This is a genomic window from Phenylobacterium sp. (assembly GCF_965229015.1).
Taxonomy (GTDB): domain Bacteria; phylum Pseudomonadota; class Alphaproteobacteria; order Caulobacterales; family Caulobacteraceae; genus Phenylobacterium.
In genome coordinates this window covers 168,315-180,576 of the sequence record NZ_CBDDIM010000001.1, presented here as the reverse complement: position 1 = coordinate 180,576, position 12,262 = coordinate 168,315, and the positions used below count along the sequence as shown (strand labels likewise).

Annotated in this window: 8 protein-coding genes; 3 read left to right on the top strand and 5 right to left on the bottom strand. The window is 70.9% G+C overall.

What is annotated here, in order from left to right:
- Positions 1–37 precede the first annotated feature (37 nt).
- Positions 38–1,240, top strand: a complete 1,203-nt coding sequence (locus ACO06I_RS00855) for a M24 family metallopeptidase (RefSeq protein WP_421930745.1) — start codon at positions 38–40, stop codon at positions 1,238–1,240.
- On the opposite strand, the gene ACO06I_RS00850 is transcribed toward ACO06I_RS00855, so the two are convergent.
- From ACO06I_RS00850 to ACO06I_RS00835, 4 genes are all read right to left on the bottom strand, one after another.
- Positions 1,237–1,962 (bottom strand): winged helix-turn-helix transcriptional regulator, encoded by a 726-nt coding sequence (locus tag ACO06I_RS00850; RefSeq protein ID WP_421930744.1) that lies wholly within the window; start codon positions 1,960–1,962, stop codon positions 1,237–1,239. The genes ACO06I_RS00855 and ACO06I_RS00850 overlap by 4 nt on opposite strands.
- Before the next feature lie 129 nt (positions 1,963–2,091).
- Positions 2,092–4,995, bottom strand: a complete 2,904-nt coding sequence (locus ACO06I_RS00845; protein ID WP_421930743.1) for a TonB-dependent receptor plug domain-containing protein — start codon at positions 4,993–4,995, stop codon at positions 2,092–2,094.
- 336 nt (positions 4,996–5,331) lie between these two features.
- On the bottom strand, positions 5,332–6,966 hold the full coding sequence (locus ACO06I_RS00840; protein ID WP_421930741.1) for a carboxylesterase/lipase family protein: 1,635 nt from the start codon (positions 6,964–6,966) through the stop codon (positions 5,332–5,334).
- Between the two features lie 29 nt (positions 6,967–6,995).
- Positions 6,996–8,654 carry a carboxylesterase/lipase family protein gene (locus ACO06I_RS00835; protein WP_421930740.1) on the bottom strand — a complete coding sequence of 553 codons (1,659 nt, stop codon included), beginning with the start codon at positions 8,652–8,654 and terminating at the stop codon, positions 6,996–6,998.
- A 146-nt stretch (positions 8,655–8,800) separates the two neighbouring features.
- Between ACO06I_RS00835 and ACO06I_RS00830 the strand changes: the two genes are divergently transcribed.
- A complete protein-coding gene (locus tag ACO06I_RS00830) occupies positions 8,801–9,337 on the top strand; it encodes a GNAT family N-acetyltransferase (RefSeq protein WP_421930739.1) in 537 nt (178 codons plus the stop codon).
- A 106-nt stretch (positions 9,338–9,443) separates the two neighbouring features.
- Positions 9,444–11,393 (top strand): MATE family efflux transporter, encoded by a 1,950-nt coding sequence (locus ACO06I_RS00825; protein ID WP_421930738.1) that lies wholly within the window; start codon positions 9,444–9,446, stop codon positions 11,391–11,393.
- Here the strand turns inward: ACO06I_RS00825 and ACO06I_RS00820 are convergent.
- Positions 11,335–12,255: a ThuA domain-containing protein gene (locus ACO06I_RS00820; RefSeq protein ID WP_421930737.1), complete on the bottom strand. Its 921-nt coding sequence runs from the start codon at positions 12,253–12,255 to the stop codon at positions 11,335–11,337. The genes ACO06I_RS00825 and ACO06I_RS00820 overlap by 59 nt on opposite strands.
- Between the last annotated feature and the right edge of the window lie 7 nt (positions 12,256–12,262).

Here is a 12,262-nt window from a genome sequence, read left to right as displayed (position 1 = left end):
GGGTGGAGTTTGAGCAGGGCTAGAGCGGGAGCATCGGATGACCCACGGCATCGGCGGATCGAGCGCGGACGAACAGCTGGCCGACCTCAAGCCCTGGCCCAAGGCGCCGGCCATCGGGCCAGCGGAACGCGCCGCCCGCATCGCGCGGGCCCGGGAGCTCATGCGCCAGATCGGGGTCGACGCCCTGATCATCGGCGCCGGCCCCTCCCTGCGCTACTTCACCGGCGTGGCCTGGAACGCCACCGAGCGACTGGTGGCCCTGGTCCTGCCCCTGACCGGTCCGCTGAAGATGATCTGCCCCCGGTTCGAGCTGGGCTCCCTGCAGGCCGCCCTGCTGGTGGAGGCCGAACTCCTGCTCTGGGAGGAGCATGAAAGTCCTTACAGCCTTGCGGCGACCGCCCTCGCCGGCCTGGGGGCCAAGTCCCTGGCCATCGACCCAGCCCTGCCCTTCTTCGTCTTCAACGGCCTGCGCCTGGCTGCGCCGGACCTCGCCATGCTGGACGGGGCGCCCGTGGTGGACGGCTGCCGGATGATCAAGTCGCCGGCCGAACTGGCCCTGATGTCTCAGGCCAAGGCCATGACCCTGGAGGTCCATCGCCGCGCCGCTCGCATCCTGGGGCCGGGGATCACGACAACCGAGGTCCGGCGGTTCATCGACCAGGCGCACCGGGCGCTGGGCGCCGACGACGGCTCGTCCTTCTGCGCGGTGCAGTTCGGGGTGGCCAGCGCCTATCCCCATGGCCTGCCGGGCGAACAGAGCCTGGCCCAGGACGACCTCGTGCTCATCGACACCGGCTGCAAGGTGCAGGGCTACAACTCCGACATCACGCGGACCTATGTCTTCGGCCAGGCGACCCCGGAACAGGCCCGTGTCTGGGAGATCGAGAAGCGCGCCCAGGCCGCCGCCTTCGCCGCGGTGAAGCCCGGCCTCCCCTGCGAGGAGATCGACGCCGTCGCCCGCCGCATCCTGGCCGCCGAAGGCTTCAGTCCCGACTACGACCTGCCGGGCCTGCCCCACCGCACCGGCCACGGCATCGGTCTCTCGATCCACGAAGCGCCCTATCTCGTCCGCGGCGACAAGACCCCGCTGGCGCCGGGCATGTGCTTTTCCATCGAACCGATGATCGTCATTCCGGAGACCTTCGGCGTGCGGCTGGAGGACCACTTCCACGTCACCCAGGACGGGGCGGCCTGGTTCACCGAGCCGCAGGACAGCCTGGAGGCCCCCTTCGGGCGCTAGCCGCCCAGAGGACGCTCGACCTGGGCGTCCAGCATGTAGCCGCTGCCGCGCAAGGTGCGGATCACGTCGGCCGCGCCGGCGTCCAGCAATCTCTGGCGCAGGCGGCTGACGTGGACGTCGACGGCGCGGTCGAAGACCTGGGCCTCTTCCCCTTGTGTCAGGCGCACCAGTTCGTCGCGGGTCAGCACCGCCCCGGGATGCTCCAGGAAGGCCCGCAACAGCACGAACTGGCCGCTGGTGAGCAGGATGCGCCGGCCCCGGGCGTCGAACAGGGTCTGGCTGGCGACCTCCAGCCGACAGCCGGCGAAAAGGTAGCGCCGCGCGCCCTGCGCCCGCGCCGCCCGCGACCGGGCCCGGCGGCGCAGGATCGCCCGCACCCTGGCCAGCATCTCCCGCGGCGTGCAGGTCTCCTCCACGCAGTCGTCGAAGCCCAGCTCCAGCACCTCGACCCGGCTGAGCGCCGCGTCGGGCGGGCGGCGGACGATCACCGCCGGGCCGTCGGGATGGACGCACCATCCCGCCCGGCCCTCGAGTTCCGCCACGGAGTCGCTGATCACCAGGTCGCAGGCGCTCGCCCGCCAGCGCGGCGCGGTCTCCACCCGATAGCCCTTGCCCGCCAGATAGTCGGCGAGACCCGATGGCGCCGCGGTCTCGACGAGCAGCAGGCGCCCGGCGTCGGCGCCCCGGGGCGGTGTCGGATGCGGCGCCTCGTGCGGGGTCATGGGGGCTCCAAACAGAAAAGGGCGGACCGAAGCCCGCCCAGTCCTAGGGGTGACGACCCCCGTTGGGGGATGGGCCGTCGGGAGTTCCCGTGACGCGACGGCCGAGAGCGCCGCCGCGCCTTCGGGGGATCAGTACTTCAGGCGCGCCCCCACCGTGATCACGCGGCCGATCGGGCTGGAGACGAAGTTGTCGTAGCCAGCCGTGGCGTTGAAGAAGGGCGGGTCCTTGTCGAACAGGTTGGAGGCGTCGACGAAGACCTCGGTCTTGCCCATCCAGTTGTCGCCGGGGATGTCGTACTGGACGTGCAGGTCGAAGGTGTTGTTGGCGTCCACCTTGTCGCCGCCGCCGGTGGGCACGCCAGAGGCGTTGCGGGTCAGCGGGGTTACGGTGGTGCCGCTGTAGTTGCGGTAGGAGCCGGTGTGGTTCCAGTAGACGTTGGCCGACAGGTCGCCGTGCTCCCAGCCCAGGCCGACGCGGGTCTCCAGCTTCACCGACGGGAAGGTGGTGTTGAAGCCGGTGGTGTTGAGCACGTCGAACTTGGCGCCGCCCGTGCCCACCTGCTGACGGAAGCGGGTCTTGTAGGAGCCGATGGCGTCGATGGAGAAGCCGCCCATCGGGGTGTCGAAGTTGTAGCTGGCCGAGACGTCGACGCCGGCCACCCACAGGTTCAGGGCGTTCTGCTGCTGGAAGTTATAGGTGAAGTAGACCGCCGGCGGCAGGGAGCTGGTCTGGGGCAGGCCGGCCGTGGCCGCGGCGATCTGGGCCGGGGTCGCGCCGGCCGGATAGATGGTCAGCAGGTTGTTCAGGCCCGCGGCGTTGACCGCCAGGGCGGCGCTCGGCGCGGTGATCCCGCCTTCGATCTGGGTGTTCCAATAGGTCACCGACAGGCGCAGGCCGGGCACGAAGGCCGGCTGGAAGTCGGCGCCCACGCTCCAGCTCTTGCCGGTCTGGGGCTTCAGGTTCTTGTTGCCGCCGGTGATCTGCACCCCGGTGATGGTGCTGCCCAGTTGGCAGGTGGTGGCGCCGGCCGTGCAGCCGGGGACCCCGGCCAGGGACGGATAGGCCGCGAGCGGCACATTGACCGTCCCCAGGGCGTAGTTGCCGAAGCCGGACTCCCCGGTGATCCCGTTGGCGTCGCCGCGGCTGGTGAGGGCCGGGGCCACGAAGGATTCGGCGTAGTTGGCGCGGAACTTCAGGCCGTCGATGACTTCCCAGTTCACCCCGATCTTGGGGTTCGAGGTCTCGCCGAAGTCGCTGTACTTGTCGTAGCGGCCCGACAGGTTCACATCCAGGCGGCGCACCAGGGGCACGTTCATCTCCGGCCCCACCAGCGGAACCAGAGCCTCCACGAAGGCCGAGTTCACCGAGCGCTCATAGGTGAGGTTGGTGGTGGCCGACCCGGTGGTGGCCGGGCCGATGCCCAGGGGCCGGGTGTTGTCCTGCTTCAGGGTGTAGCGGATCGTCTCGGCGCCGACCGCCACCCGCAGCGGGCCGGCCGGCATGTCGAACAGGGTCCCGTCCAGCTTGAAGGTGGCGTCCTTGATGGTCTGCTTGGCCAGCGAGGTCTGGGTGGAGTCCGTCAGCGCCGCGCGGACCGCCGCCGATGTCAGGTTGGAGCCCAGCGGATGGAAGGGATCCAAGGCGTTGGTCGCCGTCAGGGGCGTGTTCAGGATGATGGTGGAGGTGCCCGGGATCGACGGCGTCGTCGGATTGCCGCCGCCGTTGGTCGTGCCGTTCAGGGCCAGCAGGGCGCAGCTGGTGCACAGGGCGCCGAGGATCTGCTGCCGCGACTGGCTGTTGCCGACGACGCCGCCCAGGGTGGCGCGCCAGTTGTCGTTGATGCGGAATTCCGCGCCGCCGGAGACGTAGAAGGTCTCCTCGCCGGAGTCGGTGTGGGCGCCGGGGCCCAGCAGATCGTCACCCTGGAAGCGCACGGTCTCGGTGGTCGCGGTGCTGCCGGTGGGGAAGACATAGAAGGGGTTGATCTGGCCGCCCTTGCCGCTGCCCGGGCCGAAGATGGTGGCGGTGACGTTGCCCCGCGTGGTCTTGGCCTCGTTGTCACGCTTCGAATAGACCACGTCGCCGGTCAGGCTGAGGCGGTCGCCGACGTCCTGCTGGATCTTCACCAGCATGCTGTGGCGCGTCTCGGCCGGGATCAGGTCGGCGATTCCCGTATAGTCGCAGAAGGCGTTGGCCGGCGCGTTGCTGACGCCCGACGTATAGGGATAGCCGTAGATGGTGCTGGAGCCGGCGGGCTGGATGCTGGCCGGCGCGCAGACGAAACTGGCCAGGTTGCTGCCGCCCTGGCCGCGGTGGTCGGCGTGGGTGTAGTCGCGGTCGCCAGCGCTCAGCGCCGCGCGGTCCGAGTAGCCGTAGCTGGCGAGGACCGAGCCGCCATCCCAGGTCTTGCCGGCCACGAAGGCGGCGCTGGCGGTGTGGTAGTCCTGGCCGAACCCGTACTGGGCCGAGGCCTCGAAGCCGTCGAAGTCGCGGCGGGTGATGAAGTTGATGACCCCGGCGACGGCGTCGGAGCCGTAGACCGACGAGGCGCCGTCCGACAGCACCTCGACCCGTTCCAGGGCCAGGGGCGCGATGATGTTGGGGTCGGCGAGGGCGTGATTGATGCCCGAGAGCGGCAGGCGGTGGCCGTCGATGAGGATCAGGGTGGAGTTGGAGGCGCTGGCCCCCAGGCCGTGAATGGTGGGGGCGTTGGTGCCCGCGCCGTCGGCGCTGCCGAAACCGCCCTGGCCCGCGGCGCCGAGACCGACGACCGACGGCACCGACTTCAGGACCTGCTGGATGGTCTGGGCGCCGGTGGACTGGATCTGGTCCTGGCCGACGGCCACGACGCTCGACCCCACCGGGGCCACCCCGCGGATGCTGGTGCCGGTGACCACGATCTCCTCGACCTGGGTCGGGGCGTCGGCGGCGAAGGCGACGGGCGCCGCCAGCACCGAGACGACGCTCAGCGCCGTGCCGCACATCCACTTCGTCGCGCGGCCGATCCGGCCGTCCTGGCGTTCCATAAGCATACCTGCCTCCCCGTTTGGCGGCCGTCCCGAGTGTCCGGGACTGGCCTTATGATTACGAACTGTCTGGTTCGTTCATTTATTGGACACGGCTCTGCGCGGGCGCGGCCGGACCCCTGGCGGATCAGGCCTCACACGCGCGGTGACGCGCTGATTTCGAAAGTCCGCTCGTTTCCCCTGAGGCGCCCCTATGCCCGCCGACGGCGACCCATGGGGTCCCCGTCACCGGAGCGTGCGAGCCGCTCATCTCTAGTTGCGGGCATGGTACTAACCGGATGGTACATGTCAATAAGAAGACATTTGTTTCGGTCGTGACGCACCGGCCGGCACGCCGCGATCCTAGTCCCGGGCTCGGTTCGCGGCGGGCGCGGCCGGGCCCCCCGACTGGGCCGGATGCGCCGCGAAGAAGCCCAGCCTATCCCGATTGGGCCAGGCGCGGACCGCCACCGAGTCGCCGAACTCCACCAGCTTCTCGCCGCGGGGCTCATAGCGTGGCCACACGAGGCCGCCGCCGTTGGGATCGCCGGTGCGCGCGAACGCCACCAGGGCGTTCGACATCTGCTCGGCGAGCTGCCGGTCATAGGGGGTCCAGACCCGCGTCTGGCGGAATAGATTCAGGGCGTCCTGGGTCTGCAGCCAGTAGGGCACGTCGCCGGTGTGATAGGCGCCGATGGTCGCCGGATCGTGGTCGGCGAAGGTGATCCCCGGCGCATAGGGGTGAACCCGGGAGAACAGGAAGACATAGGCCGGCGCCTTGCCGCTCCCCTGCCCCCGCGCCCAGCTCCACTGGGCCAGGCCTACCGAGGAGTCGCGGCCGGCCTCGGTGGCCACGGCGCGCACCTGGGCGTCGGTCTTCGCCGGATAGAGCTTGAGGAAGGCCTGGGCCTGGTCGCCATAGGACCGGGCGGCCTCGGCCCGGTAGTCGGCGAGGGTGCGCGGTCGGCCGATGGCGCTGAACACCTCGTCATGGGTGAAGCCGATCAGGATCGGAACGTCGTTCTGCTGGCCCTTGGCGAACAGGGCGGCCGGCTTGTCGGGCAGGACATGGCCGTCAACGATGGGGGCGAAGGCCTGGCCCGGAAGCTGACGGGCGGTCTGCAGGATGCGGTCCGAGGGCAGGTCGCGCATCTCGGCCAGGGACCCGACGCCGAGCGCCTTCTGAAGGGCCAGTCCGCTGGCCTCCCCCTGGGCCAGGTCCCCCAGAGACCCGAAGGCGGAGGGGGCGAGCTGGCTGCCGCTCATCCCCACCGCCCGGTGGAACAGCCCCTTTCCCATCGGGCTGGCCTGCAGGTCGGAGACCGACATCGCCCCCGCCGACTGGCCCATGATGGTGACATTGCCCGGGTCGCCGCCGAACCTGGCGATGTTGCGCTGGATCCATTGCAGGGCCGCGAGCTGGTCCATCAGGCCGTAGTCGCCCGAGTGGCCCTGCTCGGCGCTCAGCGTCGGGTGGGCCATGAAGCCGAGGGCGCCCAGGCGATAGGCCAGGCTGACATAGACCACGCCCTTCCGGGCCAGGCTCTCGCCCGCGTAGTTGGCCATGCTGGCCGAGCCGCCGGAGAAGCCGCCGCCATAGATCCAGACCATCACCGGCAGCTTCTCGGCCTTCTGAGGCGGAGCCCAGATGTTGAGATAGAGGCAGTCCTCGCTGGTGGCCTCCTCGCCGAAGTAGTGGTTGATATTGTGGGCCCGCAGGCCCTGCGGGCACTCCGGGGCGAAGCGGTCGGCGTTGAACACCCCGGCCCAGGGCTTGACCGGCGCCGGCGGCCGCCAGCGCAGCTCGCGCACCGGCGGGGCGGCGAAGGGCACGCCGAACCAGGCCCGCACGCCGGAATCCAGAACCTTGCCGGCCAGCCGGCCGCTGTCGATGGCCACCGGCCCTTCCGGGATCGGGCGTTCCACCACCTGGGCCTGGGCGGAGGCGGCGAAGGCCAGGGCGGCGAGCGCCCCGCAAAGACGTGTCGCGAGACGCATGGGGCGCTCCGGTTCGGGGGTTCGAGGGGTCAGTCGCGCGGGCGGCCGGGGACCGGCGCGGGCGGGGCCGGCTGCGGCAGGGTGGCGGCGAAATCCAGACGCTTGCTGTTCATCGGCAGGAGGCGGACGCTGTCGCCGAACTCCATCAGCTTCTCGGACTTCGGCGCCCACTTCGGCCAGGCGAGGTCCGCGGCGCTTGGATCGCCCGAGGTGGCGAAGGCGATGATGGCGTTGGACATCCTGTCCGACAGGGTCCGGTCATAGGCGGTCCATGTGCGGGTCTGGCGGAACAGGTTCAGGCTGTCCTGGGTCTGGAACCAGTAGGGCACATCGGCGGTGTGATAGGCGCCCACCGTCTTGGGATCATGGTCGGCGAAGACCACGCCCGGCGTATAGGGATGCACCCGTGAGAACATGTAGATGTAGACCGGCGCCTTGCCGGTCCTGGCCTGCAGCAGGGCCCAGTTGCGCATGGCCGCCTCCACGGCGGTCTCGCGGGCGGCGTCCCCGCCCACGGCGCGGATCTGGTCGTCGCTCTTGACCGGATAGGCCTTCAGGAAGGCGTCGGCCTTGTCCTTGTAGAGGTCGCGGGTGGCGGCCTCGTAGGCCGCCACCGTCTTGGCCGCCTTCAGCGGGCCGCCGCTCTCGTCGTGGGTGAAGCCCACCATGATCGGCACGTCGTTCTGGGTTCCGTCGGCGAAGATCTCGCGCGGCGACTTGGGCAGGAAATAGCCGTCGACGATCGGCCCCACCCGGATCGAGCCGGCGCAGCCCAGCTGGCAGTCGGCCTGCAGGCTGAGGATGCGGTCGGCGGGAAGCTGGCGCATGGCGTCCAGGGAGGCCGCCCCGAGCGCCTTCTGATAGGCCAGGCCCGTCGCCTCCCCGGCCGCCAGGTCGGAGGTGCGGTTGGAGCCCACGGCGCTGCCGCTCATGGCCACCACATGCTGGAACAGCCCCTTCCCCAGCGGGCTGGCCTGCAGGTAGGAGACCGAGGCCGCCCCGGCCGACTGGCCCATGATGGTGACGTTGTCGGGGTCGCCGCCGAACCTGGCGATATTGGCCTTGATCCACTTCAGCGCCGCCACCTGGTCCAGCAGGGCGTAGTTCCCCGAGGCGTGGTGCGGCGACTCCGCAGTCAGCTCCGGATGGGCCAGGAAGCCCAGGGCGCCGACCCGGTAGTTGAGGTTGACGAAGACCACGCCCTTCCTGGCCATCGCCTCCCCGTCATAGTTGGCCATGCCGGCCGAGCCGATGGTGAAGCCGCCGCCATAGATCCAGACCAGCACCGGGGCCTTGGCCGGCGCCTTGGCGGCCGGCGGGGTCCAGATGTTCAGATAGAGGCAGTCCTCGCTGGTGGCCTCCTCCCCGAAGTAGTGGTTCAGGTTGTGGGCGCGCAGGACTTGGATGCACTCCGGGCTCTTGCGGTCGGCGTTGTAGACCCCCTTCCAGGGCGCCACGGGCTGCGGCTCGCGCCAGCGCAGCTCGCGCACCGGCGGCTTGGCGTAGGGCACGCCCAGATAGGCGCGGACGTCGGAGGCCAGGGTCTTGCCCGCCACCAGGCCGCCCTCGGTGGCCACAGGCTCGCCGGCCGGCCGCTCCACGACCTGGGCGCTCGCCGCCCCGCTGAGGGCCAGGACCGCAAGGGCGCCCAGGGTCAAGCGGCGCGCATGGTCGATCACGGATGTCATCGTCGTTTCCTCACCCCGCGGCGCGTCTTCTGGCGCCGTCATCTCTGGACTCACATTTCAAACTAACCAGTTCGTTAGTCAACGACGAAGACGCCCGCCCGAGCTTGGACTTGCGACGGCGCGCGACCCGTGACTTTAGGGTTCGCATGCCGCTCCAGCCCGCCGCCGAACAAGACCTGCCCGCCGTCGTCGCCCTGGTGAACTCCGCCTATCGCGGCGAGACCTCCCGCCAGGGCTGGACCACCGAGGCCGACTATCTGACGGGCCAGCGCACCGATCTTGCGACCCTGACCCGCGACCTGGCCGCCCAGCCGCAGGCCGCCCTGATGGTCTGGCGCGACGATCCCGACGCCCCGATCCTGGGCACGGTCTGGCTGGAGCCCGCCGAGCCCGGGGTCTGGTACCTGGGCATGCTCACCGTCCGCCCCGACCTCCAGGCGCGGCGCCTGGGCCGAACCCTGCTGCACGCCGCCGAGGCCTTCGCCGAGCGCCGTGGCGCCCGCCGCATCCGGATGACCGTGGTCAATGTCCGCGACACCCTGATCGGCTGGTACGCCCGCCGCGGCTACGATCCCACCGGCGAGACCCGCCCCTTCCCCTATGGCGACCAGAGGTTCGGCCAGCCCCTGCGGGACGACCTCGAATTCGTGGTGCTGGAAAAGGCCCTGCCGCCGTCGACTTGAATGAAACTGCATTCATAGTTGTACTGATATCATTCGTTCGTGGAGAGATGGCGTCCGATGCTGGCGCTCAGGGCCGCCGTGGCCCGAAGCGCAGGAACTCGCAGCCATGTCCTTCCCCCCTCGCCCCGGCCGCGCCGTATCAGTCGTCCGCCTCGCCGCGCCACTGACGGCGCTCTTCCTCATCCAGAACGCGGTGCAGCTGTTCGCCGTGGCCAGGGTGGGACAGCAGGGCGACGGCGCCCTCGCGGGCCTGGGGGTGGGGAGCGCGGTCTTCGGCCTGCTCCTGGCCCTGCTGTTCGGCTTCGACACCGGGGTCCAGGCGGTGGTGGCCCGCAAGACCGGCGCCGGCCAAACCGCCCAGGCGGGGCAGGCCCTGACCGACGGCCTGGCGGTCTCGGTTCCGATCGGCCTGCTGCTGGCCCTGGTCGCCGCGGGGCTGGGTCCCCACGCCGTCGGCCTGCTGCTGAAGGATCCGGCGGCCGCCTCGGCGGGCGCCGCCTATCTGCGCGCCGCCGCCCCCTCGATCCTGTTCCTCAGCCTGACCATTCCGGCGAACGCCTACTGGATCGCCTCGGGCAGGCCGGCCATCGCCTTCCTGGTGACCTGCCTCGTCGCCCCCCTGCAGATCGCCATCACCTGGCCGCTGGTCTCGGCGGAAGGCGCCGGGGGCGCGGGCCTGGCCAGTTCGCTGGCCGCCCTGGCGGGACTGGCGATCCAGGCCGCCCTGATCCTGCGCCTGAGGCCGGTTCCCGGCTTCCTGCGGCGCGGGCCGGACGCCGCCGGCGTGGCCGCCATCCTGCGGATCGGCTGGCCGGTGAGCGCCCAGCAGAGCCTGCTGCAGTTCGGCCTGATGCTGGCCTTCGCCATCGTCTCCCAGCTCGGCGTCGCCCAGGCGGCGGTGCTGAACGTCCTGGCCTCCCTGACGATGGCGCCGATCCAGATGGCGACGGGGCTGGGGGTCGCCGCCGGCGCCCTGGTGGGCCAGGCGCTCGGCCGAGGCGATCCTCAGGACGCCACGCGCTGGGGTTGGCAGGTGTCCATCGGTGGCGCGCTGACGATGCTCCCCCTGGGCCTGCTGGCCGCCCTGGCGCCGCGCGCCGTGCTGGGCGTCTTCCTGACCGAGCCCACGACCCTGGAGCTGGCCGTCTGGCCGGTCCAGGTGCTGGGACTGGGGGTCGCGATCGACGCCGTCGGCCGCATCCTGGGCTTCGCCCTGCGCGGCGCCGGCGCCACCAAGTCCGCCACCATCATTCCCTTCGTCGTCCAGTGGCTGGCCCAGCTGCCGCTGATGTGGTGGGTCGGCGTCAAGCTGGGCTACGGGCTGAACGGCGTCGTGGCCGTGCAGTTCAGCCTGGCCCTGGTGGAGGCCGTCGCCCTGGCGCTGATCTGGCGCGGCGGGGGATGGACGCGGGTGCGCATCGCGAGCCTGCCGGCCGAAGACGTCGCCCCCGCCACGCCGCGAGCCGGCGGCCCGATGGCCCGCATCGCCATCCTGGGGGGCGCGGGCTCGGGCAAATCCACCCTGGCGCGCGGGCTCGGCGAACGGATGGGCCTGCCGGTGATCCACCTGGACCGGCTGGTCTATGGCCCGGGCTGGACGCACCGGGAGACCGGCGAGGTTCGGGCCGACCTGGCGCGCGCCCTGGCCTCCGGACGCTGGATCGTGGACGGAACCTATCCCGACCTCGGCGACCTGATCCTGCCGCAGGCCGACCTGGTGCTCTGGATCGACCAGCCGGCCTGGCGGCGGCTGTTCCGGGCCTGGCGCAAGACCGTGGTCCATCGCGGCCGGAGCCGGAGCGACCGCCCGGACGGCTGCGAGGAGGCCTTCGGCCTGGGCTACGCCCTGGCCATCCTCCGCGTCGGGCGCTGGACCCCGCAGGTGTCGCAGGCCCTGCACAGTGTCGCGCGGGGGCCGGTGGTCCGGCTGAGGGGGGACCGCGACGTGGCCGACTTCCTCGCCGCCATCGCCCCGTCCCGGCCGGTCGCGCGCGGCCCTATTTCGGCAGCGGGTGCGGCCTCACTGGGGCGTCGGTCTCCCGCAGCACCCACTTGATGGCCTCCAGGTACATGGTCTGGGCGCGGGGGTCGTCCCAGGCCGCGTCCGGATGCCCGATCGTCGAGGAGAACACCCGGCCCTTGCCGTAGGTCTTGACCCAGGCGACCGGGAAATCGCCGTCCGTGCGGTGGACCCGCCTGTTGGTCAGGTCCAGCTTGCTGGCGTCGAGGCGGGCCAGGACATCGACCTTCTCCCGCGAATAGGGGGTCATGTACTGGTACATCTCGTCCTTGAAGGTGAAGCTCCTCGGCAGGTGCTTCATGGCCGGGAAGTCGGGCTCCTCGACGATCACCGGGGCGTCGAAGATCCCCCAGGGATGGTCGTCGAAATAGCCCCCCACCATCTCCCCGTACTCCGGCCACTTGCTGGCCGTGGCGGTGGCGGTGTGGACGGCGACGAAGCCCTTGCCGTCCTCGTGAACGAAGGCCAGCAGATCGGCCTTCTGGCCGTCGGAGAGGTCGAGGTCGCCGTTGGTGTAGAAGACCACGGCGTCGAAATAGTCGAGGTTGCGACCCGGCGCCTGGCGCCGGCCGCCCTTGGCGTAGTCGCCGGTCCCCCAGGTCTCGCCCTTGGTCACCCACTGGGTGTCGGTGCGCAGGAAGGCCACATAGGCCCCGCTCTTGCGGCCCAGCTGCTCCAGGGTGGCCATGGCGTGGCTGACGGAGTCGTGGGCGATCTGGTTGCCGGTGTGCAGGTCGCCGATGATCAGGACCTTCTTCTGCCCGGCATAGGGGTCGCGCCACGGCGGGCGGGCGCCCGGGGCGGCGGCGGCGGGAACTCCGGCCGGGGGCTGGGCGGCGGCCGGCAGGGCCAGTCCGAGGAGGGCGATGGCGGCCAGCGCCGCGAACCGGTGGATCATGGCGTTT

Bases quoted from the DNA above. Each gene is read 5' to 3' on its own strand.
- ACO06I_RS00840 (WP_421930741.1), bottom strand. From the start codon at position 6,966: ATGCGTCTCGCGACACGTCTTTGCGGGGCGCTCGCCGCCCTGGCCTTC.
- ACO06I_RS00845 (WP_421930743.1), bottom strand. From the start codon at position 4,995: ATGCTTATGGAACGCCAGGACGGCCGGATCGGCCGCGCGACGAAGTGG.
- ACO06I_RS00835 (WP_421930740.1), bottom strand. From the start codon at position 8,654: ATGACATCCGTGATCGACCATGCGCGCCGCTTGACCCTGGGCGCCCTT.
- ACO06I_RS00820 (WP_421930737.1), bottom strand. From the start codon at position 12,255: ATGATCCACCGGTTCGCGGCGCTGGCCGCCATCGCCCTCCTCGGACTG.
- ACO06I_RS00850 (WP_421930744.1), bottom strand. From the start codon at position 1,962: ATGACCCCGCACGAGGCGCCGCATCCGACACCGCCCCGGGGCGCCGAC.
- ACO06I_RS00825 (WP_421930738.1), top strand. From the start codon at position 9,444: ATGTCCTTCCCCCCTCGCCCCGGCCGCGCCGTATCAGTCGTCCGCCTC.
- ACO06I_RS00830 (WP_421930739.1), top strand. From the start codon at position 8,801: ATGCCGCTCCAGCCCGCCGCCGAACAAGACCTGCCCGCCGTCGTCGCC.
- ACO06I_RS00855 (WP_421930745.1), top strand. From the start codon at position 38: ATGACCCACGGCATCGGCGGATCGAGCGCGGACGAACAGCTGGCCGAC.